The 24,977-nt window shown below is 75.1% G+C and carries 22 protein-coding genes; 5 read left to right on the top strand and 17 right to left on the bottom strand.

The window, feature by feature from the left end; all coding sequences use genetic code 11:
• Complete coding sequence (locus tag ACTMTU_RS00545) at positions 1-891, bottom strand: FAD binding domain-containing protein (RefSeq protein WP_441261397.1); 891 nt, start codon at positions 889-891, stop codon at positions 1-3.
• A 294-nt stretch (positions 892-1,185) separates the two neighbouring features.
• Here ACTMTU_RS00545 and ACTMTU_RS00540 point away from each other — a divergent pair, with 294 nt between their 5' ends.
• On the top strand, positions 1,186-2,874 hold the full coding sequence (locus ACTMTU_RS00540; protein WP_441261396.1) for a PucR family transcriptional regulator: 1,689 nt from the start codon (positions 1,186-1,188) through the stop codon (positions 2,872-2,874).
• A gap of 303 nt (positions 2,875-3,177) precedes the next feature.
• Here ACTMTU_RS00540 and ACTMTU_RS00535 read toward each other — a convergent pair whose 3' ends face one another.
• From ACTMTU_RS00535 to ACTMTU_RS00485, 11 genes are all read right to left on the bottom strand, one after another.
• Positions 3,178-4,947, bottom strand: a complete 1,770-nt coding sequence (locus ACTMTU_RS00535; protein WP_441261395.1) for an ABC transporter ATP-binding protein — start codon at positions 4,945-4,947, stop codon at positions 3,178-3,180.
• The gene (locus tag ACTMTU_RS00530; RefSeq protein WP_441261394.1) at positions 4,944-6,680 is read right to left on the bottom strand and encodes an ABC transporter ATP-binding protein/permease; all 1,737 of its coding nucleotides are present in this window, start codon (positions 6,678-6,680) and stop codon (positions 4,944-4,946) included. The genes ACTMTU_RS00535 and ACTMTU_RS00530 overlap by 4 nt, the downstream gene beginning before the upstream one ends.
• The gene (locus ACTMTU_RS00525) at positions 6,677-8,083 is read right to left on the bottom strand and encodes a nitroreductase (RefSeq protein WP_441261393.1); all 1,407 of its coding nucleotides are present in this window, start codon (positions 8,081-8,083) and stop codon (positions 6,677-6,679) included. The genes ACTMTU_RS00530 and ACTMTU_RS00525 overlap by 4 nt, the downstream gene beginning before the upstream one ends.
• A gap of 28 nt (positions 8,084-8,111) precedes the next feature.
• Positions 8,112-9,479: a YcaO-like family protein gene (locus ACTMTU_RS00520; protein ID WP_441261392.1), complete on the bottom strand. Its 1,368-nt coding sequence runs from the start codon at positions 9,477-9,479 to the stop codon at positions 8,112-8,114.
• Positions 9,476-11,035 carry a CocE/NonD family hydrolase gene (locus tag ACTMTU_RS00515; RefSeq protein ID WP_441261391.1) on the bottom strand — a complete coding sequence of 520 codons (1,560 nt, stop codon included), beginning with the start codon at positions 11,033-11,035 and terminating at the stop codon, positions 9,476-9,478. The genes ACTMTU_RS00520 and ACTMTU_RS00515 overlap by 4 nt, the downstream gene beginning before the upstream one ends.
• Positions 11,032-11,904 (bottom strand): hypothetical protein, encoded by an 873-nt coding sequence (locus tag ACTMTU_RS00510; RefSeq protein ID WP_441261390.1) that lies wholly within the window; start codon positions 11,902-11,904, stop codon positions 11,032-11,034. The genes ACTMTU_RS00515 and ACTMTU_RS00510 overlap by 4 nt, the downstream gene beginning before the upstream one ends.
• A gap of 85 nt (positions 11,905-11,989) precedes the next feature.
• Positions 11,990-12,127 carry a streptamidine family RiPP gene (amiA, locus tag ACTMTU_RS00505; protein ID WP_364597084.1) on the bottom strand — a complete coding sequence of 46 codons (138 nt, stop codon included), beginning with the start codon at positions 12,125-12,127 and terminating at the stop codon, positions 11,990-11,992.
• Between the two features lie 83 nt (positions 12,128-12,210).
• Positions 12,211-13,071 carry an ABC transporter ATP-binding protein gene (locus tag ACTMTU_RS00500; protein WP_441261389.1) on the bottom strand — a complete coding sequence of 287 codons (861 nt, stop codon included), beginning with the start codon at positions 13,069-13,071 and terminating at the stop codon, positions 12,211-12,213.
• A 100-nt stretch (positions 13,072-13,171) separates the two neighbouring features.
• Positions 13,172-14,203: a FecCD family ABC transporter permease gene (locus tag ACTMTU_RS00495; protein ID WP_441261388.1), complete on the bottom strand. Its 1,032-nt coding sequence runs from the start codon at positions 14,201-14,203 to the stop codon at positions 13,172-13,174.
• Positions 14,200-15,171 (bottom strand): FecCD family ABC transporter permease, encoded by a 972-nt coding sequence (locus ACTMTU_RS00490; protein WP_441261387.1) that lies wholly within the window; start codon positions 15,169-15,171, stop codon positions 14,200-14,202. The genes ACTMTU_RS00495 and ACTMTU_RS00490 overlap by 4 nt, the downstream gene beginning before the upstream one ends.
• On the bottom strand, positions 15,168-16,148 hold the full coding sequence (locus tag ACTMTU_RS00485; protein WP_441261386.1) for an ABC transporter substrate-binding protein: 981 nt from the start codon (positions 16,146-16,148) through the stop codon (positions 15,168-15,170). Before ACTMTU_RS00485 ends, ACTMTU_RS00490 begins: the two co-directional genes overlap by 4 nt.
• Positions 16,149-16,201: 53 nt before the next feature.
• On the opposite strand from ACTMTU_RS00485, the gene ACTMTU_RS00480 reads away from it, so the two are divergent.
• The 3 genes from ACTMTU_RS00480 (at position 16,202) to ACTMTU_RS00470 (ending at position 18,950) form a co-directional block, all read left to right on the top strand.
• Complete coding sequence (locus ACTMTU_RS00480; RefSeq protein ID WP_441261385.1) at positions 16,202-17,521, top strand: hypothetical protein; 1,320 nt, start codon at positions 16,202-16,204, stop codon at positions 17,519-17,521.
• Positions 17,522-17,637: 116 nt separating this feature from the next.
• Entirely contained in the window at positions 17,638-18,435 is a 798-nt protein-coding gene (locus tag ACTMTU_RS00475; protein ID WP_441261384.1) for a hypothetical protein, read from the top strand.
• Entirely contained in the window at positions 18,432-18,950 is a 519-nt protein-coding gene (locus ACTMTU_RS00470; protein WP_441261383.1) for a protein-tyrosine phosphatase family protein, read from the top strand. The genes ACTMTU_RS00475 and ACTMTU_RS00470 overlap by 4 nt, the downstream gene beginning before the upstream one ends.
• On the opposite strand, the gene ACTMTU_RS00465 is transcribed toward ACTMTU_RS00470, so the two are convergent.
• The 5 genes from ACTMTU_RS00465 to ACTMTU_RS00445 all read right to left on the bottom strand — a co-directional run bounded on the left by ACTMTU_RS00465 (position 18,951) and on the right by ACTMTU_RS00445 (position 23,954).
• A complete protein-coding gene (locus tag ACTMTU_RS00465) occupies positions 18,951-19,319 on the bottom strand; it encodes a hypothetical protein (protein WP_441261382.1) in 369 nt (122 codons plus the stop codon).
• Positions 19,320-19,524: 205 nt separating this feature from the next.
• On the bottom strand, positions 19,525-20,445 hold the full coding sequence (locus tag ACTMTU_RS00460; RefSeq protein ID WP_441261381.1) for an RNA polymerase sigma-70 factor: 921 nt from the start codon (positions 20,443-20,445) through the stop codon (positions 19,525-19,527).
• Positions 20,442-21,647 carry an NAD(P)/FAD-dependent oxidoreductase gene (locus ACTMTU_RS00455; RefSeq protein WP_441261380.1) on the bottom strand — a complete coding sequence of 402 codons (1,206 nt, stop codon included), beginning with the start codon at positions 21,645-21,647 and terminating at the stop codon, positions 20,442-20,444. Before ACTMTU_RS00455 ends, ACTMTU_RS00460 begins: the two co-directional genes overlap by 4 nt.
• A gap of 325 nt (positions 21,648-21,972) precedes the next feature.
• Positions 21,973-23,163: a hypothetical protein gene (locus tag ACTMTU_RS00450; protein WP_441261379.1), complete on the bottom strand. Its 1,191-nt coding sequence runs from the start codon at positions 23,161-23,163 to the stop codon at positions 21,973-21,975.
• Between the two features lie 29 nt (positions 23,164-23,192).
• Complete coding sequence (locus ACTMTU_RS00445) at positions 23,193-23,954, bottom strand: GntR family transcriptional regulator (protein ID WP_441261378.1); 762 nt, start codon at positions 23,952-23,954, stop codon at positions 23,193-23,195.
• A 150-nt stretch (positions 23,955-24,104) separates the two neighbouring features.
• On the opposite strand from ACTMTU_RS00445, the gene ACTMTU_RS00440 reads away from it, so the two are divergent.
• Positions 24,105-24,950 (top strand): (2Fe-2S)-binding protein, encoded by an 846-nt coding sequence (locus tag ACTMTU_RS00440; protein ID WP_441261377.1) that lies wholly within the window; start codon positions 24,105-24,107, stop codon positions 24,948-24,950.
• Positions 24,951-24,977 lie beyond the last annotated feature (27 nt).

Here is a 24,977-nt window from a genome sequence, read left to right as displayed (position 1 = left end):
TCATGCAGCTCCTTCAAGCGTGCGGGCGGTGCCGCGGTACTGCTCCCAGGTCCAGCCGAGCGTGCGGCGGGCCATGATGCCGACGGCGTGACGGCGGTACTTGGCGGTGCCGCGCACGTCGTCGATGGGGTTGCAGGCGCCGGAGGCGAGCTCCGCGAACTGCTTGGCGACCGAAGGGGTGATGATGTCCCCGCTCTCCCAGAATCCGCCTTCTTCGAGCGCGGCGTTCAGGAAGTCCTCCGCGGCCTTGGCGCGGACCGGTGTGGGGGCGGCGGAGCCGATGCCGGTGCGCACGGTGCGGGACCCGGGGTGCAGGGCGAGACCGAAGGCGCAGACAGCGATCACCATCGCGTTGCGGGTGCCGACCTTCGAGAACTGCTGCGGGCCGTCGGCCTTCTTGATGTGGACGGCGCGGATGAGCTCGTCGGGGGCGAGCGCGTTGCGCTTGACGCCCGTGTAGAACTCGTCGATCGGGATCATGCGGGTGCCCCGTACCGACTCCGCCTCGACCTCGGCCCCGGCGGCGAGGAGCGCCGGGTGGGCGTCGCCGGCCGGGGACGCGGTGCCGAGGTTGCCGCCGACCCCGCCGCGGTTGCGGATCTGCGGGGAGGCGACCGTGTGGGACGCCAGCGCGAGCCCGGGCAGCTCGGCGCGCAGATTCTCCATGATCGCGGTGTACGGGACCGAGGCACCGAGCCGGACATTCTCGCCGCCGACCTCCCACTCGGTCAGCTCACCGATGCGGTTCAGGTCGAGGAGGTACTCCGGCCGGCGGTGGTCGAAGTTGATCTCGACCATCACGTCGGTACCACCCGCGATGGGGACAGCCGTGGGGTGCTCGGCCTTGGCGGCGAGCGCCTCCTCCCAGCTGGCGGGGCGAAGGAAGTCCATGGGTGGCTCTCTTCTCGGTCGGGGTCGTACGTCGCGGTGGGGCCCGGGACAGCCGGCCATCGACCTGTCATATGCGGTCGTTCATCTGCTGTTCACGCGGTGTGGTCCAGTACACAAGGCCCGATCCGGGCGGTGCAGTCACCGAAACCATGAAGGAGTTGGCTGGTCGCCTCCCTCGTCTTGTAGATTCGAACGAAAGGCGGAGATCAGCAACCTCACCGTTTCCCCATGGAAACGCCGGCGACAGATCTTTGGCCATGACCGGCAACAACGAGACAGATCGGCGGCGACGAGATGCGGCTGCGCGCACTGCTGGAGAACGACGCGCTGGGGCTGCGGCTGCTCGGCGGCGAGGACGAGCTCGACCGCGGGGTACGTGGCGTGATGACCACGGACCTGCGCGACCCCAGCCGGTACCTCTCCGGCGGCGAACTGGTGCTCACCGGGCTCGCCTGGCGGCACGGCGCGGCGGACTCGGAGCCGTTCGTCCGGATCCTGGCCGCCGCGCAGGTCGCGGGACTCGCCGCGGGCGAAGCGGAACTCGGTGACATCCCCGACGATCTGATCCAGGCGTGTTTGCGCCACCGGCTGCCGCTGTTCGCAGTGAACGAATCCGTCGCGTTCGCGACGATCACCGAGTACGTCGTACGGCAGGTCTCCGGCGAACGTGCCGGCGACCTCGCGGCAGTCGTCGACAGACACAGGCGCCTGATGACGTCCGGCCCGGCGGGCGGCGGCCCGGACGCCGTACTGGACCTGCTCGGCTCGGACCTGGACCTCCGTGCCTGGGTCCTGTCCCCCACCGGGCGGCAGATCGCCGGCGTCGGCGAAGGGCTGCCGGCGGAGGTCGGCGCGACACTCGCCGGCGAGCACCTCGCCGCCGTGCGCACCGGCCGGCGCGCCCCGCACCGGACCGTCGTACGCGGAGTGGCCTACTCGCTTTTCCCGATCCGGAACACCGGAAGGGGAGCCGCGCCGGCCGTCAGGGACGTACGGGAGGGCGTGCTCTCCGACTGGCTGCTGGCCGTGGAGGCGGACGCCGCCGACTGGCCGGAGGCACGGCTCGACCTGCTCCAGGGCGTCACCCAGCTGATCGCCGTGGAACGGGACCGGCGCGAGGCGGCCCGCACGGTAAGGCGTCGGCTCGCCCAGGAGGTCCTGGAACTCGTGCAGACGGGCGCGGCCCCCGCGGAGATCGCGGCACGGCTGAGGGTCGCCGCGCCCGTGCTGCTGCCGGGCCTCGGCGCGGCGCCGCACTGGCAGGTGATCGTCGCCCGCGTGGACTGGGGCGCCGACTCGGCCGTCGAGACCGGGCCGGTCGCCCAGTCGCTCCTCGAGGAGATCCTCGTCGACCCGTCGGCCGCCGGCGCCGAATCCGCCGACCGGATCGCCGTCGCCCACACCGGCGACGAGGCGATCGCCCTGGTGCCGCTGCCGGTCGTGGGCCTCGGCGGCCTCGAGGACCAGGAGCCGCCCCCGGTCGACGCCGGCCTGCACGCCGACGCCCTCCTCGAGTCCGTACGCCTCCCGCTGACCGCCGGCCTGGCCGACGACGGACGCCTCACGCTCGGCGTCAGCGCGGCCGTGCACTCGGCGGAAGCACTGCGCGGCGCCCTCGAGGAGGCCCGCCACGCCCGCCGCGTGGCCGCGGCACGACCCGGCCGGGTGTGCGCCGCAGGCCACCACGAGCTGGCCTCGCACGTCCTGCTGCTGCCGTTCGTCCCCGACGACGTCCGCCGCGCCTTCACGGCCCGCCTGCTCGACCCGCTGCGGGACTACGACCGCCGCCACCGCGCGGAGCTCATCCCCACGCTGGAGGCGTTCCTCGACTCCGACGGCTCCTGGACCCGGTGCGCGACGCGCCTGCATCTGCACGTGAACACGCTTCGGTACCGGGTGGGCCGCATCGAGCAGCTCACGGGGCGTGACCTGTCGCGCCTGGAGGACAAGCTGGACTTCTTCCTGGCGTTGCGGATGAGCTGAGGGGGCGGCGGGTCGGGGCCGCTGCGCGGGGCTGTTCCCCTCCCCGCCCCTTCCCGCTGTACCGATGTGCGGCTCCGCCGCGTGGGGGCTCCGCCCGGACCCGTCACCGCGCTGCGCGCGATGTTTCCGGGGGCTCTGCCCCCGGACCCCCGCGCCTCAAACGCCGGCGAGGCTGAAGTTGCCCGGCAACCTCAGCCCGCCCGGCGATTGAGGTACCGCCGAAGGCGGTACGGGGTCCGGGGCCTGCCCCGGTTCGGGAAGGGGCGGGGTGGGGAACAGGCCCCGCGCAGCGGCCACGCCCGCCTACGCCCCCCGCGCCAGCACCCTCGCGAACGCGCCGCCCTCCGCCGCCAACTCCGCCCACGTGCCCGTCTGCACGATCCGTCCCGACTCCAGTACCGCCACGCGGTCGGCGCGGCGGATCGTCGACGGGCGGTGGGCCACGACGACGGTCGTGCGCAGGGGCGCGCCGGCCGTCAGCGCCGACGCCACCGCCGCGTCGCCCTCGGTGTCGAGGTTGGCCGTCGTCTCGTCCAGGACCAGCACGCGCGGGCGCGTCAGCAGCGCGCGGGCCAGCGCGATGCGGGCGCGCTGGCCGCCGGACAGCGTCGTGCCGCGTTCGCCGACGCGCGTCTCGTACCCGTCGGGCAGTTCGGCGGCGATCCGGTCGACCCCGGCCACCCGTGCCGCCTCCGCGAAGGCCGTCGCGTCCGCGTCGGGTGCGGCGAGGCGGAGGTTCTCCGCCAGCGTCCCGTGGAACAGCGGCGCGTCCTGGCCGACGACGGACACGGCCCCGCGCAGGTCGGCTTCGGCGAGGTCGCGCAGGTCAAGGGGCGGCCCCGACTCAAGGACGAGTTCCACGGCACCGGACGACGGGTCCCAGAACCGGGCCAGCAGATGCGCGCACGTCGACTTGCCGGCGCCGGAGACGCCGACGAGGGCGAGTGTCTCGCCGGGCCGGACCGTCAGGTCGAGCCCGTCGAGCACGGCCCGGTCGCCGTAGTCGAAGCGCACATCCCTCAGCCGTACGCCGAGTGGCCCGCCGGGCAGCGGCCGGGGCGCCGCGGGCGGGGGTGCGCCCGCGGGGGCCCGTACGGCGGCGCCCACCCGCGACGCCGCGGCCCGCAGCCCGCCCGCCTGGCCGAGCGCGGCGGCCGAGTCGGCGACCGGTGCGAGCACGCCGAGCGCCAGGGCCATCGCCGCGGGCGCCCAGGCGCCGGCGACGGTGTGCGCGGCCGCCAGTACGACTCCGACGACGGCCACGACGACGAGCAGGTCCCGCACGGCGGCCGCGTCCGCTTCCCACGCCTGCTCCGACCGCTGGGCCTCCCCGAGGGCGCGGCCGTGGGCGCGCAGCCGGTCGCGCCGGGCGTCGAGCGCGCCGAAGGCGAGCAGTTCCCGGAGTCCGTCGACGGTCTCCACGGCCTCCGCCGAAAGGTCTGCCGCCGCCGCCCGGGTCCGGGCGCCGCGCACCGCGCGGCCGCGGGACTCCAGCAGCGGGCCGAGGGCGAGCAGCGCCGCGACGGGAAGCACGGGCAGCAGCAGCCACGGTTCGAGCAGCGCGAGCGCAACCGATCCTCCGCCGAACACCACTCCTGATGCGAGGAGTTGTGCCACGGCGTGGGCGTAGAAGAACTCCAGGGCCTCAACGTCACCGAGCGCGGCGGAGGCCAGGTCGCCGCTGCGTCGCCCTTGGATGCGGGCGGGTGCGCTGCGGGCGAGGCCGTCGAAGACCCGGACGCGCAGTTCCGCCAGGACGCGGTAGGCGAGGTCGTGCGAGAGGTCCATCTCGCGCCAGGTGGCGAGGGCGCGCACGGCGACGAGCACGAGGAGGGCGGTGACCGTCACGGGGCCGGGGGCCTGCCGTTCGACGACGGCCGTGCCGACGGTGTGGGCGGTGAGCGTGACCAGGGCGACGAGGGCCGCCTGGTCGGCGAGGGCAGCGGCGAATGTGCGGACGGTCATGGCCCGATGGGCGTCGAGCACCGGCAACAGGGCCCGAAGAGCGCCTCGTTCGGTCCCCTGTTCCGCCTTGTGCGTGGCCGTTCGCCCGACCTCTTGTCCGGTCTTCATGCGGCCCTTCCTTCTGTGGTGCGTCCGGCCGCGACGAGGCGGGCGTAGACGCCGTCCCCCGCGAGCAGGGCCGCGTGGTCACCGACGGCGTCGACACGTCCGCCGTCGAGGACGACGATGCGATCGGCGTCCCGTACGGAGTCGAGGCGGTGGGCGACGACGAGGCAGGTGCGGCCCCGGGCGGCCGACAGCAGTTCGCCGACGATGCGGGCCTCGCGGCGTTCGTCCACGGCGCTGGTCGCCTCGTCGAGCACGAGGACGGGCGCGTCGGCGAGCAACGCACGTGCCAGGGCCAGTCGTTGGCGCTGGCCGCCGGAGAGGGTGGCACCGCGTTCGCCGACCTGTGTCGCGTAACCGTCGGGCAGCCGGACGATCTCGTCGTGGATGCCGGCCGCCCGGGCGGCGTCGTGCAGGGCGGCGTCGGTGGCCCCGGGGGCGCCGAGGCGCAGGTTGTCGGCGACCGTGGCGTGGAAGAGGTACGTCTCCTGGGAGACGACCGCGATGCCGCGGCGCAGCGAGCCGAGCGTGTACGCGCCGGCGTCGAGGCCGTCGACTAGCACCCTGCCCCGGTCCGGGTCCGCTCGGCGGAGCAGCAGGCCCAGCAGCGTCGACTTGCCGGCGCCGGAGGGGCCGACGATCGCGGTGACACGGCCTGCGGGGGCGGTGAAGGTCACACCCTGGAGGGCGGGGCGTCCGCCGCCGGGATGTGTGAAGTCCACGTCCTCGAAGCGAACTTCGGGGGCGGCGGGCCATGCGGCGACGGTCCGTCCCGTGTCGGGTACGCCGCCCTCCGCGGTGCGCAGAGCGGCGATCCCGTCGGCGGCCGACACCCCGAGGTACCCGGAGTGCCATTCCCTGGACAGGTCCCGCACGGGGCGGAAGCACTCGGCCGCGAGCATCAGCACCAGATACGTGCTCGTGGAGGGCGCGTGCCCCGACACGGCGGCACCGCACGCGACGAGCGCGGCGGCGACCGTGCCGCCCTGCACGGCGAGGTCGGTGAGTCCCGTGTCGACGAGCGAGACGCGGAGTTTGGCGACCGTGGCACGGTGCAATTCCCGTGAACGCTCCTCCAGCCGCGCCCTGGTGCGTCCGACCGCGCCGGCCGCGCGCAGGGCGGGCATGCCCTGCAACGCCTCCAAGTAGTCGGCGGACAGGGCCTCGTACGCGCCCCAGTGCTGTTGCCCGCGGCGCTCCAGGAGCTTGTCCCACCAGCGGGGCGCGAACAGCGCGAGCACGAGGGCGGGGGCCAGCACGAGGACGGCCAACGGCTCCACGACGGCCACGGCGAGCAGGAGTGCCGGCGGCACGGCGCAGGTGATGAGCAGCTGGGGCAGGTAGCGGGAGACGTACGCGTCGACTCCCTCCACGCCGTCGACGAGAGTGGCGCGTACGGCTCCGGCACGCGCGTCGGCCTGTTGCGGCGGCCCGTTCCTGCCTAGGCGTACGAGCAGTTCGTCGCGCAGCCCGGTGCGCACGGCAGCTCCGGCGTTCACCGCGACGCGCCGCTGCGCGCGGCCGAGGACGGCGCGGGCGAGGACGGCCGCGAGCACCGCGCCGAGCAGCGGCGGGAGTCCGCCGGTGTCCCCGCGCGCGATACGGGCCAGGGCGACGGCGAGGAGGACGGCCTGCGCGAGATGGGTGACGGTGACGGCCGCGAGCAGCGCGGTGGCCGTGAGCAGGGGGCGCCGCGCGGTACGCGCGGCGCGCAGCAGATCCGGGTGGAGCATCATGACGGTTCGTCTCCTTGGTTCGTACGGCCTGTCGCACGGCCGGCGGCAGGACGGGCCGTACGGCCGGTGGTCGGTCCCGCCGCACCGCCCGCCGGCGGTCCTGCCGTACGGCCGGTGGTACGGCCCGACGGCGGTCCCGCCGCCCCGCGGTCGGCGGGGCTGCGGCCGAGGGCCAGGCCGTGGATCACCCAGTCCTGTCCCGGCGGTCCGCCGAGCGCGGCCCCGAGGTCCGCGCCCTGCCAGGAGCCGACGGGCCGTGACGGCACGCCGGCGGCGGTCGCCGCGGCCTGCGCGTGGCCGATGCCGTAGCCGGCCGCGAGGTGGTCGTGCCGGACCCGGGCGCCGGGTGCTCCCGCCGGGCAGCCGTACGCGAGGAGCACGGCCCCCGCCCGCGCGATCCAGCCCTGCCGGGCGGCCCAGTGGGCGAGTGTGGGCAACACGTCGCCGGAGGCGAATCGGTGGAGGGCGTCGGTCGCCCCTCGGCGCGGGACGAGGTCTCCGTGCACGGCCGGCTCGCCGGGGACTGCCCCGTCCGACGCGGCCGGCGGGCGGCTCGTCAGCAGGCCCGGTCGTGGCCCGCCGACCGCCAGGCACCAGCGTGGGCCCGTCGGTGACGCGGTCTCCGCGGCGGCGAGGATCCGCGCCAGCACGGCGTTCGACGGCGATCCGTGGAAGCCCGGGGACGCGCTGCGCCGCGTCAGCAGCACGGCGTCGTCCGGTCCTCGACCGGCGACCGTACGCCAACTGCCTCGGCTGCCTCCGGAGTCGGTGAGCTCACCGAGGACCCGCAGCGCCGTGCGCAGGCAGCCCGGCGGTTCCTGCGCCCACGGTGGTGACACGGCGCTGTTCCGGTCGCCTGCCCAGCGCGCGAGCGCGCCGTGATCCCCGGGAAGCAGCTGCACCGCGGCCAGGGCGACCGGCACGCCCCCGGCCGCCGCGGACAGCAGCCCGCCGTCCGCGTCCAGGCACACCGCGTGCGCGCCCGCCAGGGCGAGTGCGGCCGCCGCATGGCCGGCGTCGAGCAGCACCAGCGGCCAGGCCCGGTGGCCGTAGTGCGACACGGTACGGCGGGGGGTCACCCCCAGGACGGCGAAGGCGCCCGCCGGCGCCGGTTCCGGTGCCGGGCCGTGCCGGTGCAGACGGTGGCGCGCCGGGTCGTAGGCGTAGACGCCCGGCGGGAGCCCGCAGCCGGTGCCGAGCAGCAGAAAGGTGTCCACCGGGTGCAGGGCGCCGGCCGAGGGCGCGGGCCGCAGCCTGTCGCCCGCGAGCGAGAGCCGCAGGGTGCGGTCCAGTGGGGCGGGGACGGGCAGCGCCTCGCCGCGCATCGGCACGGCCGCGGGCCCCGCGGGGAGATCGGGGCCGGGGTCCGCCGTGGAACGGACCAGGGCAAGCGCTTCGGTCACTATGGGCGAATGCGGCACCGTCACCGCCTCACATGTGCGGGGGCGGCGTGAGCGTGAAGTCGCCGGGCCCGTTGGGTGCGCGGTCGCGCCAGCCGCGTCCGACCGCGGCCTCCGCGAACCGCGGACAGCCGAAGTAGCCGAACGCGGCGGGCGCGTTGGGCACGAGCCCGGAGACGAGCACGCGGGCCACCCGCAGCGGCGTCTCGGCGACGTCCTCCGTGGTCAGGTCCAGGGTGACGACCCGGTGCCCGCCGGCCGCGAGGCGCCCCTCCAGCGCGGACCGGTCGCCGTGCGCGATCTCGCTGACGGGAACGACGCCGAGGGCGGGCCGGGTGAAGCGGTCGGCCAGCGGCGCCGTCCGGGGGTCCAGCCACACCTGGACGTGTGCGCCGAGGTCGCGGACGGCACGGAAGTCGGGGCCGCAGTCGTCGAGGTAGCGGCGGTCGGCACGGTGGTCCAGGTACAGGCCGCGTGCCAGCATCCCGGCGTCGATCGCCCGGAAGACCCAGCCGTCGGCCTCCGTCGTGCCCTGGGTGAACACCCAGGTGTGCACGGCCTCCAGGACGGCCTTGCGGGCGGCTTCCGCCGGGTCGTAGCGGCAGGCGAAGCCGGCCGCGTGGATGGCGCGTGCGGGGTCGTGGACGAGGGCGGCCACGCACGGCGCGAACTCGGAGGGCATCTCCACGACGAAAACCTCGAGTCCGCAGCCGTCCAGGTCGCGGGCGAGGCCGGGGACGGAGCCGGGGTCGATGCCGCGGGTGGGGCCGTCCAGGTGCCACCACAGTTCGAGGGCGTCACGCTCGACGACCTCGAGGAGCCCCCGTTCGACGGCGTCGTCGAAGCCCTGGCCGGTGGCGATGCCCGCGTAGTTGAGGTGGTGGGTACGGGGCAGGTCACGCAAGTCGCCCTGCCGCCAGTTGAGGTGGGTCAGCGCGACGGGCGCCCAGCATTCCTCGCCGCGCTCCTGCGCGCGGGCCCACAGCGCGGGAGTGTCGGGGGTGAGGCGGCCGTACTCGAAACGGGGGCGTTCGTACTGCCAGTCGGCGTAGACGGGCAGGTCCCCGGGCCCGTAGAGGGTGCGGCCCTCGGAGAGGAGTTCCGCGGCCGTGGCCCGGCGGGGTGCGTCGGGGTGTCCGGCGGGGGGCAGCCGGTTGCCGCAGTAGCGCTCCACTGCCTCGGCGACCGCGGCGATCCGCGCGCCTTCGAGATCGCCGAACGTGGTGCCGAGCGACACCCGGTCGGCCGGCCACGCCCCGAAACGGCGTGCGTCGCCGACGTCCGCGGTCATGGCGGTGTAGCGGGGAGGTGCGCCCGCGGGGTGCGGTACGGGCTCCACGGCGCGTATCAGCCCGCAGACGGGGTCCACGAGCGCGTCGAGGGTCAGGGGGCTGGTCAACTGCATGTCTCCTGTACGGGGTCGATGGGCCGGCCGCCGCGTACGACGGGCAGCAGCAGGCTGCTGCCGTCCGGCCGCAGGCTCCTGCGCGAGGCGGTGAGACGGGTGGCGTGGACCGGGTCCTCGCCGGTGTGCGGGTTACGGGCGTGGGCGGGGAAGTGGTGTCCGGCCACCTCCACGCGCAGCCGCGTCCCCGCCGGCAGCCGGTGGGCCACGAGGCCGAGCGGCACCCGGAACCGGGCCACCTCGCCGGCCGGGTCCGACCTGCGGACGATGCCGGTGGCGAGCGGCCGGGCCCGGCCGTCCGGATCGAGGGCGACGAGGCGTACGGCCCAGTCGGCGGTGGGGGTGACGGCGGTCGCGCACAGCTCCGCTCCGGCCGCGCCGCACAGGTCGAGGGGGCGGGGCAGCGGCGGGGTGACGAGCAGTGCGCGGTCGGGGACGTCACGGCGTTCGACGCTCAAGTCGTCGGAGCGGACGGGCCGTTCCGGGTCGGCGACGAAGGTGTCGCCCTGGAGGAGCCGCAGTCCGCCGGGCACGCCGAACGGCCAGGCGGTCCGCCCGCCCGTGCCGTGCGGTGCCGGGTACCAGTGTTCGCTGCCGCCGAGGGCGACGGCGCCCCGGCGTTCGTGGCCCAGAGCGCCTTCGAGGGCTGCGCGTGCCCACCGTACGTACAGTGCGCCGAGCCGCAGCCGGTGCCCGGGGCGCGCCTCCGGGGCGGGCTCGGAGGTCAGGCCGTGGCCCCACGGTCCGACGAGCAGCCGTGCGGGACCGTGCCAGTCGCGCCACAGCCGCAGCGTGTCGTCGGCGAACGGGTCGCGGGTACCGCCCACGGCGAGGAGCGGGACCGGCGCGCGGGGCGCGGGCGCGGTCCGGTGGGACGCGGCCCAGAGCCCGGGCCAGGAGGGAAGCGGGCGCCCGAGCCGCTCAGGGAGACGGACGAGGGGCAGGTGCTCGAGGAGCCGGGGGTCGCGCACGAGGGCCTTGTCGAGGGCCGCCGTGTCGGAGTCGGGACGGTCGCCGTGCGCCGCCCACCAGCCCGCGCGGGCCGACAGCCGCTCCACGCCGCCGCTTTCGCGGGCCGTCTCCGCGAGACCGAGAGCGGGCACGGCGGCGATCACCGCGTCCGGCCTGCTCCGGGGGTCGCCGCCGGCGACGGCCGCGAGTGCGCAGTGGGCGGCGTACGAGGAGCCGGCGGCGACGACTCGTCCGTCCGACCAGGACCGGCCGCGGACCCAGCGGAGCGTGGCGGCGCTGTCGGCCTCCTCGTACCGGTAGGGCTGCCAGTCGCCGTCGGACGCGTGCCGGCCGCGTACGTCCTGGACCACGGCGGCGAAGCCCCTGGCGGCCCAGGCGCGCGCCTCGTCGCGGTGGCTGCGCAGGTCGTACGGGGTGCGCAGGACGACGGCCGGGAAGGGCCCGTCGCCGCCGGGCAGTTGCACGCTGGTGGCAAGACCCGCCCCGTCGACGGGCACGCGCACGCAGACGGGTCCGGGCAGGGGAACGGGTTCCGGCACCGGTACGGCCGGGCCTTCGTTCACGGGTCCGGCCGTCATCGCGTCAGGGGTGCGACGGCGGGGACCGGCAGCACGGTGTGCTCGTGGACGGTGAGGTCGCGCAGGTCGACGCGGCGCAGTCGGCGCGAGCCGCCCCGGCCCGCCGCCCACGCGATGAGGTCGGCGGTCAGCAGGGAGGCCGTGAGGGCGGCCGAGGCCGCGGTGTGGGCCGGTCCGGTGTCGTCGGTGCACGATCCGGCCCAGTAGGCGGCGAGTTCGCGGTGGGCGGGCGTCGCGGCGAGGCGTCGCAGCCGTACGTCGGCCGAGGTGACGTCCCCCGGGCCGGCCGCGAGTGGTTCGAGCCACGCCGTCGTGCCTTCGCGGTGACAGCGCAGCCAGCCGACCCCGCGGGCCGGCAGCCGGTCCGCCTCGTCCCACAGCCCGTGCGGCGCGGGCGAGTCGAGGCACCAGACGACAGCGCGGGGTGACGCCTCGTCGGGCAGGTCGGTGAGCCGCGTCGCGTGGCGCACTTCGCCGCCCTCTGCCCGTACGAACCGGGTCAGCGGCTCGGTCAGCACGTCGTCGCCGAGGACGACGACGGTGTGTCCGGCGAGCGGCCCGCGGACGCGGTCCCCGTCGCGGGCGAGGTAGCCCGCGTCGCCGAACGCGGTCACGAGGACCGCGAGTTCACTGTCGACGACGCCCGGGGCCGAGGGGCCGGAGCCCGTGGCGGCCGGGCCGTGGTGCGGGGAGCCGGGCGCGGTGTCCTCCGGCCGGCCGGGAGCGCGGGTCAGGTGCGCGACGACCGTGTCCGGTGCCGCCGTGCCGGTGTCGACGCGGAGGAACTCGCCGTCGGGCGTCCGGACGGCGAGGCCCTGTCCGGGGACGGTGACGAGGGCGACGCCGGGGGCGAGTCGCGCGGTGGCCACGGGTTCTCCTGGGGTTCGGGACGAGTGGTCGGGTGCGGGTCGGGCCCGCCCGGAACGGTGTTCCGGGCGGGCCCGATGGCGGGGGCTACTTGTCGCTGTCGGTCTCGACGGCGGCGGCGCTGTCCTCGAAGGGGTTCTCGACGAGGGCGTTGGAGTGGGTGGCGGACAGGTGGGCGAGCTGGCCCTGCTCGGCGATCGGGCTGAAGACCTTGTGCTGCTCCATGAGTTGCTCTCCATTCGTCGGTTCCTGGCTGCGCCGCCCGGACTGTGCGGCAGCGACACCCAGGACACTAATGAATATGATTTTCATTTCGCAAGGGGTTCGCCGAGAGGAAGTGGGTGATCCGGGTAACACACGGGCCAGCCGCCCTCCGGGTCGCGTCCCACGCGCCCCGCCACGCCGAGGACTTCGGCGAGCAGGCCGGGCGTGACGACCTCGGCGGGCGGGCCGTCGGCGGCCACGGCGCCCGCCCGCAGGGCCACGATCCGCTCGGCGAACCGCGCCGCGTGCCCGAGGTCGTGCAGCACCATCACGACGGTCAGTCCGCGCTCCTCCCGGAGCCGGACGACCGTCTGCATGACCTCGAGCTGGTGACGCAGGTCCAGGTAGGTCGTGGGTTCGTCGAGGAGCAGCACTCGGGTGTCCTGCGCCAGGGCCATCGCGAGCCGTACGCGCTGCCGTTCGCCGCCCGACAGGGAATCGACGGGCCGGTCCGCCCACTCACCGACACCCACGTCGGCCATGGCCCTCGCGCAGACGGCGTCGTCGCCGTCCCTGAGCATGCCCAGCGGGCCCCGGTCCGCGTAGCGGCCCTGCCGGACGAGTTGACGTACCGTCATGCCCGGTACGGCCGGGGCCGACTGGTGCAGCAGGGCGACCCTGCGGGCCGTGCTCCTGCGTGACAGCCGGGCGAGGTCGTCGCCGCCGAGGCGCACCCGGCCGGCCGCGGGTGTGAGCAGCCCCGCGCACAGCCGCAGCAGGGTGCTCTTGCCGCAGCCGTTGAGTCCGACCAGGGCGACGCTCTCGCCGGTCCCGATGTCGAGATCGACCCCGCTCAGCACCTCCCGCCGGCCGTATCCGAAGCGCAGTCCCTCGATGTTCAACGTCCCCTGCTGCTCCGGCCGGCGTGTTCCTGCACCGGCTTCCTGGCGGGTGACCGTGGTCATGGGTGTCCTCCCTGACGGGGCGGCCCTGGCCGCCGGGGTTCTGGCTGCCGCCCCGCCTGCGCGGTGCGGCGGGTGCGGCCGGGCGGCCGCGGGCACGGCATCACTCGGGGCCCGCCGAGCGCCGGGCGACCGCCAGCAGCAGGGCGGCCCCGACGCATGTCGTCAGCGCGCCCGTCGGTACGGACAGCCGGTCCATGTCCAGCGCCCCGGCCAGCGCGCGCGACAGCCACTGGGCGCCCGCGTCGGCTCCGGTCACGACCGCCGCTCCCAGCAGCGCCGCGCCGGGCAGGGCGCGGCGCAGGTCCGCGCCGAAGACGGCGAACGCCAGGTGGGGGACGAGGAGTCCGACGAAGCCGAGGGCTCCCACGGCGGAGACCGCGCCCGCCGTGAGCGCGACGGCGCAGCCGAGTGCCGTGGCGCGGGCCCGGCCGGTGGCGAGACCCGCCGCGGCGGCCTGTTCGTCGCCGCAGCGCAGCAGTGTCAGGGGCCCGGCCATGACCCAGGCGGCGATCGCCCAGACCGCCGCCCACGGCCACAGCAGGACCCAGTGCTCCCACACGCGGCCCTCGGTGGAGCCCACCAGCCACTGGACGACGCTGCCGAGTTCGCCGGGTGCGACGAGCAGGACCATCGCCGTGAGCCCGGAGAGGACCGCCGAGACGAGGACCCCGTGGACGGCCGTCCGCGCCGGGTCGGACTTCTCGCGGCCGGTCAGCAGCCACAGCAGCCCGGCGCCCGCGAATCCGCCGATGCAGGCGGCGACGACCACGGCCGCGGGTGAGCGCCACCCCGCCAGTCCGAGACCCGTCGCGGTCACGGCGCCGAGCACCGCGCCGGGGGTGACGCCGGTGACCTCCGGGCCGGCGAGCGGGTTGCGCAGGGCGGACTGGAGGACCATGCCCGCGAGTCCGAGGCTGGCGCCCGCGGCCAGCGCGACGAGGGTCCTGGGCAGTCTGAGCCGGAGCACGATGTGACGTGCCGCCGGGTCGCCGTCGCCGCCGAGCACCTGCCACACGTCCCTGGCGTCCAGCGAACGCCCGGCGACCAGGTCGGCGCAGCCCACGGCGAGGACGAGCAGCGCGGCCACGACGAGCGGCCCCCGCCGGACGGTGAGGGGTGCGAGTGCGCTCACGCCAGGGCCTCCTTCCTCTTCATGAGGGCGACCCCGGCCGGCACACCGAGGAGCGCCGTCCAGGCGCCGACGGGTGTCTCGACGGGTGCCAGCGCGAGCCGGGCGGGGAGGTCCGCGCAGGCGACGACGAGGGCGCCGCACACCGCCGACCAGGGCAGCCAACGCACGGCGTCGCCCCGCGGGTCGAGCCGCCGGGCCAGGTGGGGTGCGAGGAAGCCGACCCAGGCGACGGGTCCGCAGACGGCGACGACCGGCGCGATCAGCACGACGGCGATGGCCAGGGCGGCGAACCTGGCCCGCCGCACCCGCACGCCGAGCGCCCGGGCGTCGTCGTCGCCGAGCCGCAGCACCGACAGCACCGGCGCGCAGAGCACCAGCGCGGGGACGGCGGCCACGAGCCACGGCCAGAGACCGGTGACGTCCTGCCAGGTCCGCGCGGACAGACTGCCCAGCAGATAGCGGTAGATGAGCTGGAGGTCGAGCTGGTCGGCCAGCACCATCAGGACCAGCAGCGCCGCCTGGAGCGCCGCGGCGACCGCGGCGCCGGTGAGCAGGACCGCCGAGGGGCTGCGCCCGAGACCGGCGGCGATCAGGGTCAGTACGCCCCCGACCGCGGCTCCGCCGACGGCGAGCAGCGGCTGTACGGCCAGGGGCACGGAGAGGGCGAGGACGAGGGGCGCGGCGACGCCGAGTGCCGCGCCGGAGGAGACGCCGAGCATCTCGGGCACGGCGAGCGGATTGCGCAGCGCCTCCTGGAGGACCAGGCCGGCTGCGCCCAGGCAGGCTCCGGCGACGAGCGCCAGGACGAGCCGGGGCATCCGCAGTTCGGTGACGACGAGGCCGGCGAGCCCGTCGCCGCCGAGGGCGGCGGGCAGTCCGAGCAGCGGTACGTACGGCGTGCCGAGGGACAGCGCGCACAGCACCGCCGCCGTCAGCAGTCCGCCGGCGGCGGCGATCCGGCGCTTCACCGCAGCTTGGCCGTGGCCTCGTCGAGGACGATGCTCAGGGACCGGGTGCCGCGCCCCTTGGCCCACACCTCGGGATCGACCTCGTACACCTTGCCGTTCTTGACGGCGGGGATCTGCGACCAGAGCGGGTTCTCGGCGAGCCGGTCGGACAGCTTGCCCTCGGAGGGCCCGCCGAAGGACAGCGTCTCGACGAAGAGGACGTCGACGTCGCGCGCCAGGATCTCCTCCATGCTGTAGGAGCCTTCGACGCCACGGCTCTGCCACGGGTAGTGGGAGATGCCGGGGAACAGTCCGGCGGCGACGTCGGTGCCGGGGGTGGCGACGCCGAAGTTCTCGTCGCTCCCGAAGATGATCAGCGAGGTGCTGTCGCTCTTCGCGGTCCGTGCGTCGGCGAGTTTCTGCCGGAAGGCGAGCTCGGCCTTCTCGCCCTGCTCCGTACGTCCGGTCAGGGCCGCCAGGTCGCGCAGATATCCGACGCTGTCCTCCCACGCGCGGGGCTGCACGGGCCAGAAGACGGTGGCGCCCTTCAGCGCGGGGGCCAGCTTGCCGTGGGTGTCCTCGAGACCGATGACGAGATCCGGCTCGTGGGACAGGATCGCCTCCGCCTCGGGGCTGATGAACCCGCCGGGGACGACGGGGATCCCCGCGGCCTCCTTCTCGCCGAGGAACTCCTTACGGGCCAGCAGCTGCGAGTTGGTGGCCACGGGCCGCATGCCGAGTTCGGCGAGCATGTCGTCGCAGAGGGCCACGAGGCACACGACCCGCTCGGGCGGGGCGGGCGTCGTGACGGTGACGCCCGCGGCGTCGGTGATCTTCCGTGCCGGGGTGATGGGTTCGGCCCGTACGTCGACCGCCGGCGCCGTGCCGTCCGGCTTGTCGCCGGCCTCCTCGGCGGGTGCCCCGCAGCCCGCCAGCAGGGTTCCCAGGACAGCGGCGGCTGCCCATCGGCGGACGGTCCTCATCGCTCTGCGCGGCATCGCATCTCTTTCGTTTCGGCTCGGCCGGACGGGTGACCCGGCATCATTTCTACATGATAATCATTGCCAACAACACCGTCCGACCGCCGACCCCGGAGACCGCCGTGTCCGTGAACCCTGCCCCCGCCTCTCCGCGCCTGCTCGTCGCCGACCAGGTCGCTGGCGCCGTATACGTGTTGAGCCTTCCGGACGGGCGGGAGACCGGCCGCGTCGAAGGGCGCCACCTCGCCGAGCACGCCGGCTTCCTCGCCCTGCCCGGCGGCCGTACCGCGTTCGTCGACGACCTCGCGGGCGAGCTCGTCGTCCTCGACCCGTACGGCCCGGACACGGGGCGGCCGCTGACGGCGGCGACCGTGCCCGTGGCCGTTCCCGCCGAGCATCTCGCCGCCGATCCGACCGGGCGACTGCTCGCCGTCACCACCGGACTCGGCCGCAACTGGGAGGCGTGGAGCGACCTGCTGACAGCGGTGGACCTCGGCGCACCGGGCGGACCGCGATCGGTGCGGGTCCGCGCCCGTACGGGCGAGCCCGGCGTCACCGTCCTCGGCGGCCCCGCCGAGGAGGACGCGCTCGTCGTACTGCGCCACCGGGAACCGGGCTCGTTCACCGCCTACCGGCACGCCGACCTGATGAGCGCCGCGCCGGCCTGCCCGCCCGCCGTACCCGCGGCCGAACTGCCGCTCGCCGACGACGACGGGCACGGCGACGCCCAGGACCCCCTCTCCGGGCGGCTGTTCGCGGCCACCGGCTCCGGCGTCCGGCGCGCCCGCCGCGACGGCGGCGCCCTGGTGGCGGAGGAGCCGCTGCCGTGGGCCGGCGCGGGGCGCGGCTACTACCTGCGTCTCGATCCGGCGCGCCGGACGCTCTGGTCGTGCGTACGGGGCGGGCCCGCCGACCCGGGCCGCTGGCCGGAGTGGACCAACGACGCCTGGTGGCACTCGCTGGAGCACGACACCACCGGGCACATTCCGCTCGGCCCCGGGCTGGTCTTCCGTCTCGCCGTCGCCGCGCGCCGCACCGCGTACGCCCGGGTACACCCCGACGGCGACGAACTCGTCCTCGTCACGACGGACTCGGACTCCCCCGCCGTCGCCGCCCGGCTGCCGCTGCCGGCGATGGACGGCGCGCCCCGGCCCGGCGGCACACCGTGGGACGGGGTACAGCGCCGGGCGGTCGCCGCGTCACCCGGATCATCGCTCGTCGCCGTCACCCGTGGGGGTCATGGAGAGATCCACTTGGTTGACGCCGACGCGGCCCCTGGCACATCCCCCCTGGTGACGACCTTGAAGGTGCCCACACCGCTCAACGACGGGGGCCATCTCGCCCTGATCTCCCCCGGCGACGGCGCCCATGGCGACCCGGTCGGCCGCTGAAAGATTGTGAATTGATTCACCTGAACCCTTGGCCAGGCGTGCGGATCCGTGCTGAGATGCCGTCTGACTCAACAGCTCGATGGCGTGCTCGGGGAGGGCAAGTGGCGCATACCGCCATGTCTGGTTCCGGAACCACAGCAGGTGACGATCCACTCCAGACCGCGGTATGGCGGCTGCGTTCGCGCGGCTGTTGGACCGATGCGGCGGCGCTGCTCGCGCCCCGAGCCGCGGACCCCGCGGCGGCACTGGAGCGGGCCGGACTGCTCGTGGAGCGCTGCCTGTTCACCTGCGAGGGCTGGGCGGAGGCCGAGGACGCGCTGCGCACGGCGGAAGCCGTCGCCCGCGACGACGAGGAACGCGGCGGCGCCGCGAGCGAGCGCGGCCGGCTGGCCTACGCGGCGACCCGCCTCGGCGTACGGGACCGGGCCGACGAGGCCCGCTCCGCTCTCGGCAGGGCGACCGCGCTCCTCTCCCCCGCCTCACCGAGACGCCCGCTGCTCGACTTCCGGCGCGGCCTGGTCTCCGAGCACATCGCGGACGCGCCGCAGGCGGCCCTCGCCGCCTACCAGCGGGCCCACGCCGGCGCGAAGGCGCAGAACGACCCGCTGCTGCTGTCGTTCACCTGGCAGCAGCAGGCCGGACTCGCCCTCAGGGAGGGCGAGTTGACTCAGGCCCGGCACGGCTTCTCCGAGTGCCTGCGCATCCGGGAGGACCTCGGCTATCTGATCGGCACCGCGCCCGCCCTCGCCGGGCTCGCGGACTGCGAACCGGAGCCCGAGGCGGGCCGCCTGCGTTCCGAGGCGCGCAGGCTGTTCCGGCTGCTGGGCGGCGTGCCGGTGTGGCTGGGCGCGCAGTTGTCGCCCGTGGTGCCTCCGCAGCCCTCCGTGGCCGAGCCCGAGCCCGCGGGCCAGTGAGGACCCGCCGCAGGGAGGGCGACGTCCCCGAGCCGCGCAGCCGGTGGGACGAGATCACGACCGGCCTGTGGGTCGGCGGTCACGTCTGGGCGGACACCGCGGGCCGGCACCAGGACGTCGTGGTCGCCGACGAGTTCGACGTCGTGATCAGCCTCTACACCCGCGAGGGCCACGGCCCCGACGAGGGCGTGGAACATCATGTCGTCCCCATCCCCGACGACTGGCTGACCGCCGACGAGATCGACCGCGTGCGCCGGGTGGCACTGACGGCCGCCGACGCCGTACGGGCGGGACGCCGGGTGCTGGTGCGCTGCTACTCCGGCTACAACCGCGCCGGCCTGGTGGCCGCCCAGACCCTCATGGAACTGGGACACGACGCGGAGGGCGCCATCGACCGGGTCAGGCTGCGGCGTTCGCCGTGGGCACTGCACAACGCGGCGTTCGAGCAGTACCTGCTCACCGGACTGGACATCGCCTCGCTGCTGTCCGGACTGGAGCCACCGCCCGCGAGCTGATCACGTCACCCAGGCGAGGACCCGCTGCGGATTCATGGCGAGCAGCACCAGGACGACCACGACGCCCGCCCAGACGAATCCGCGCACCCTGCGGCGCGGCTTCACCGCCTGCGGCCGGCCGGGCCACTCCCGCCACCCGGCGGGCCGGGACTCCACGGGCTTCCCCCGGCGTGCCCAGCGCCGCAGCCGCCCCTGCCGCCGGGCGGCTTCCTCGTCGGCGCGCCGCAGCCGTTCGGTGACCATCCGTGCCCTGGCGGACGGCTCCTTGGGGGCGGCCAGCCGCGCGGGCCCCTCGCTCTCGAGCTGGAACCTCGCCCACTCCTCGTCGGATATGGACGACTCCGGCACCTCCGGAGATTCCGCGGTCATGTCGGCCCCCACCCTGTCGGACAACTCGAACGGACACACTAATACAGCCTGGCCGACGCTCAGTTGGGAGGATGCCCGGGGCTCGTGGAGCGTCCGTGCCGGATCGTGCGCCGAGCCTTCGCCGGCCCTGGTACGCGGCTGACGGGGCGCCGGCGGGCGGACGGTCCCAGCCGTCCCGCCCGGCGGCCGCATGCCGTGCCGGCGCTCACCGCGCTCCGAGGTCGTGAGCGGTGCCGTCGGCGACGGCCCGGAGCTTGTCCGGGTTGGCCACGTTGTGGATGGCGGTGATACGACCGTCGGCGTCGAAGTCGAAGGTGACGGTGGCGATCACGCGTCCCGGTCCGCTGAACACGATGCCCGGTCCACCGTTGATCCCGACGAGTTCGGCCTTCATGTCGGCAGGCGCGACGCCCTGGTAGGTGACGGTGCCGATGGCCGCGAACCAGGCGGCCACCGTGGCGGCGCCCACGACCGGGCGCAGGGCCTGACGGACCTTGCCGCCGCCGTCGGTCCACAGGGTGACGTCCGGGGAGAGCAGTTCCATCAGGGCGTTGACGTCCCCGCCGGTCGCGGCGGCGAAGAACCGCTCGGTGGCTTCGCGCTGCCGTGACCGGTCGGCGGCGAAGCGCGGCCGCCGGGCCCGCACGTGCTCGCGGGCCCGGTGCGCGGCCTGTCGCACCGCGGCTTCGGAACGCTCAACGGCCTCGGCGATCTCGGCGTGGCTGAAGTCGAAGACCTCCTTCAGCACGAACACCGCGCGTTCCAGCGGGCTGAGCGTCTCCAGCACCACCAGCATGGCCATCGACACCGACTCGGCGTCCGTGACGGCCTCGGCGGCATCCCCGCCGGTGAGGACGGGCTCCGGCAGCCACGGCCCCGCATAGGTCTCCCGCTTGTGCCGGGCGGAACGCAGCCGTTCCAGCGCCAGGTTGGAGACGATGCGCGTCAGGTACGCCTTGGGGTCGGCCACCTGCGAGCGGTCCCCGGCGGACCACTTGATCCAGGCGTCCTGGACCGCGTCCTCGGCATCGGCCGCGCTGCCGAGGAGGCGGTAGGCCACGGAGAACAGCAACCGCCGGTGCTCGTGGAACACCTGGTGGTCCGGATGGGCGGACACGTCTGTCACTTGGACCCCCGGACCCGGGTGAAGCGGCCCCCGCGGGGCCAGAACGCGCCCGAGGCGGGCAGCTTCTTCATACGGCCGTACGTCGGCCAGGGCGAGGCGGTCACCGTCTCCTTGTACCGGACGGCCAGGCGGCCCGTCAGGCAGATCCGGCGCGGGCTGTCGTCGGGCCGTGTGAACTGAACCACCGCGTCACCGCGGCCCAGGCTCACCGGCGTGTGGTAGTAGCCGAAACGGAACGACTTGGGCTGCTTCCCCCTGAGCACCCGGTCGATCGACAGTGCGGCGTGCACCCCGGTCGGCATGCCGCCCTGGCAGGTGCCGTGCATGACGCCGTACCCCTGGCGGATCGCGGCCGCGTCGCCGATCGCGTACACCTCGGGGTGGGACACCGACCGCAGCGCGGCGTCGGTGAGGATGCGCCCGTGCTCGTCGACGGCCAGCCCGGCGGCGGCCGCCAGGGGCGAGGTCCGCGTGCCGCTCGTCCACAGGACCGCGTCGGCCGTGATGCTCTCCCCGCCCGCCGACTCCACGGCGTCGGGCAGTACCTTCACCACCTCGACGCCGGCGCGCACCCGGACGCCCAGCCGGTCGAGCGCGGCGCGCAGATAGGCCCTCGCCCTCGGGTTCATGGCCGCACCGGGCTCCTGCCGCCCCAGCAGCACCACGCTCAGCCGCGGGTGCCGCTCGGCGATCTCCGCTGCCGCCTCGACGCCGGTCAGCCCGCTGCCCGCGACCACCACCGTGCCGCTGCCGAGCCGCGCCAGCCGGCCGGCCAGCAGCTCGGCGTCCTGGGCGCTGCTCAGGGTGTACGCGTGGTCCTCGGCCCCCGGCACCGCCGAGGTTTCGGCGACCCCGCCCAACCCGTACACCAGCGTGTCGTAGTGCAGGACCCGGTCGTCGTCGATCCGGACGGTCTTCGCTCCCGGGTCCACCGCCGTCACCCAGCCGCGCACGAACTGCGCACCTGTGCCCTCCAGCAGTTCGGGGATGCTCAGCTCCGCCGGCTGCTGCCCGGTCGCCGTCATGTGCAGCCGCATGCGCTCGGTGAACCGCTCCTGCGCGTTCACCAGGGTCACCCGTACGTCCTCGCGCCGCTTCACCCGGGCGGCGAGCTGGACGGCCGCGGCCGTCCCCGCGTATCCCGCCCCCAGGATCACCACGCGGTGCGCGGTCGCCGTTCCGATCTCCTGCCGTGCGCTCATCGTTCCGTCCTCCTCGGCTCGCTTGCTGACGCCCACCAGATGGGAGCAGGCGGGCAGGACGTGACATGGGCCGGATGTGATGCACGACACAGCCCGGAACGGGGGACCGCCGCACGGCGGTCGAAGGGGTCAGCGAAGCCGTCATGACGCGGGCCCCTCGGGCAACGGCCGCCAGGAAGTCTCCGGTCAAGCAGGCGACGGCCAGGACAGGTTCGGGACGTCACTCGTGCGCGCTGCCCGTCCTCCGAGTCCGTACGAGACGGCGCGCCGCGCGGGCTCGGCGCTCGGTCCGACAATGTCCCTCACCCGCTGCCCGCCGACGGGGTCAGCGGGGCCGAAGACGGATCAGGGTCTCTTCCGTGCCGACGCACAAGGCGCCTTCGGCGGTGACGGCGACGGCCCGGATCGCCGGACCCGGGCGGAACGTGAGCACGTCGCGCCTTCCCGGGCGGTGCAGTTCCGCCAGGCCGTCCGCCCAGGCGACCGCGAGGGCCGGCCCCTCGGGCGTCGGCCCCGTGTGCAGGGCGACGACCGGCGAGGGCCGCTGCGACACGGTCGAGCCGTGCCCGCTGCCCGCGGGCGACCAGGCGCGGACCGCGCCGTCCGTGCCGCCGGTCCGGACGGCGAGGGAGGGTGACGCGGTGGCCGCGAGAGCGGTGACACGGCCGGAGTGCAGGGCCGCCTGGTGGAGGCCGCCCGAGCCGAAGGCGTGGACCGAGCCCATGCGGTCGCCGACGAGCACGACATCCGCCGCCGCGGCGAGAGCCGTGCCCGGATGTCGGGCGAGGGTGGCGACGACGGCCTTCGTCAGCGCGGTCCCGGTCCCGCCGTGACGGTGGAGCCGGCCGCGTTCGTCCAGGAGCAGGACCGTGTCCTGCTCCAGCACGGCGGCGGCCTTGACGCGGGTGGCCGTCGACTGCTGCCGGACACCGTCGGGAAGGACGCGGACCCCACCGCCCGGATCGGCCACGACCAGCGCGCCCCCCGGCAGGACGGCCAGGGCGGCGACCGGGCCGGGCAGGGCCCGTTCCATGTACCAGGGCGCCGCCGCGGCGGACCGGGCAAGTGCCTGCCGTACCCGCGGGTCGGCGTCCGGCGGAAGGGCGGTCTGCAGGACCAGGGCGCGCCGTGCCGGGTCCTGGTCGCGGATCAGCGACTGGCCGGCCCGCAGCCAGGCACCGCGCAGGCCGCCGCACTCGTCGTCGGCCGACTCGTATGCGGCGGTCACCCGCACGGGGTCGGCCGCGCAGACCGCTTCCGCGTCGGCCGTGTCCACGGGTTCGTCGTCACCGGGCTTCCTGGCAGGGGCCTGATCGTCAGGACCTTCCACGACCACCCGTACGTGACCGAACTCCCGGAGCACGTCCGCCAGTTCCGCCACCTCGGCCGCATCGTGACCCGTGCCGCCGAGCCGCACCGTGCGCGGCGGCCCCGCCAGCAGTGCGGACAGCAGTTCGGCGGGGGTGCCCGCCACGACGCCCAGCTGGTTCGCCACCGCCCACACCGTGCCGCGCACGTCGTCGTCCCCTCGGGTCCGGGGCGCGCTCAGATGTCCGAGCCCGCGAAGTGCTCACGCACCAGCGCCTGGACCACCGGCAGGTCCTGGGCCGCCAGCGCTTCCAGCAGCGCCGTGTGTTCTGCCGCGTCGGCGACCAGGTCGGCGCGGCGGGTGGTGGGCGCGCCGCTGAGCGGCCACTGGGAACGCCGGTGGAGATCGTCCGCCACCGCCAGCAGTTGCTCGTTGCCCGCGAGGGCGAGGACCGCACGGTGGAACGCGCGGTCCGTCTCGGCGTAGCTCGCCCGGTCGCCGGTCGCGGCCGCGGCGGCCGTCGCCTCTGCCAGCGGGCGCAGCGCGCTCCAGCGGTCGGCCGGGACCGTGCGGGCCAGCCGCAGCATGACCGGGACCTCGATCAGCGCGCGGACCTCCGCCAGTTCGGCCAGTTCGCGGGCGGTGCGCCGGGCGACGCGGAAGCCGCGGTTCGGCACGACCTCGACGGCGCCCTCCATGACCAGCTGCTGCATCGCCTCGCGCACCGGGGTCGCGGACACGCCGTAGCGCTCGCCGAGGACCGGGGCCGAGTAGACCTCCCCGGGGACGAGGTCGCCGTCGACCAGGGCCGTGCGCAGGGCGTGGAGGATCTGACCGCGCACCGAGTGACGCTGGACGGGACGGGGTGCCGGGGGCTCACTGTGGGTGTGTTCGCCGCGGACCTGTTCCAGGGCCGCTCCCGGGGCACCCTGCGCGGGTACGCGAACGGAGGCGTACGACTGCGGAACGGCGAGGTCACGCGCTCTGGCCTGCTCCACTCGGGTCCTCCTCCGGCAGTCCGACCGGCCCGGCTCGCCGATGCGGGGCCCTGAGTGCACGATAGGCGGCCGGGCCCACAGTTCAAACATCGAGATCATCGGGTAAGGTAAGGCTAACCTGCTAATGATCGCGATTCGGTGGTCCCCAGCATGACCGTTCCCGCACTGATGCCCGGCCTCACCTCACCGGTGACGGACGCCTATGCGCGCCTCGCCGAGGTCTTCCCCGGGCTGCGCGTGAAGGAACTCACGGACGAGGGACGAACGCCCGACGGCGCCGGCTGGGTCCGGGCGGCCGACCTGGCGGCCGGCGGCGCCCCGCTCGACGCCTTCCTCGCCTGGGACAACGCGCAGGTGCTCCAGGACTACGGACAGCAGGCCCGTCCCGACGTCGTCGCCAGCTTCGGTCTGCACCGCTACGCCTGGCCCGCATGCCTCCTGGTCACCGTTCCCTGGTTCCTGGTGCGCAGGGTGCCGCGGGTCCCGGTCGAGGACGTCGCCTTCCAGCGTGCGCTGGGTCACATGACGGTACGCATCCGGGAGTTCGCCTGCCTCCCGGACGACCCCGCCGCACAGCTGCCCGGCGCCCGCGTCGTACCGGACGAAGAGGCGCTGCGCCACGAGGTGCGCGCGGCCGTCGCCGAGCACATCGGACCGGTCCTCGACGGCTTCGGAGCCCGGATGCGCCGCGGCAAGCGGGCCCTGTGGGGGATGGCGACCGACGAGATCGTCGAGGGCCTGTGGTACGTCGGCCACCTGCTCGGCGAGGAGCAGCGTGCGGTGGCGGAGCTCGAGCAGTTGCTGCCGGGTGCGACCAAGCCGTACGTGGGCACCGCCGGGTTCCGCGAGCTGACGGGTCCGAACGGCGAAGCGCTGCCGACCCGCGACCGGGCCAGCTGCTGCCTGTTCTACACGCTGCGGCCGGAGGACACCTGTGTCACCTGCCCGCGCACCTGCGACGCCGACCGGGTCGCCCGCCTTCAACAGACTGCGTGATTCCACGCCACCTTTTCGAGTGGCATG

This window comes from Streptomyces sp. OZ13, from assembly GCF_052068155.1.
In the GTDB taxonomy this organism is placed as follows: domain Bacteria; phylum Actinomycetota; class Actinomycetes; order Streptomycetales; family Streptomycetaceae; genus Streptomyces.
The sequence above is the reverse complement of the archived record's forward strand: the minus strand, read 5'-3'. Positions and strand labels throughout refer to the sequence as shown.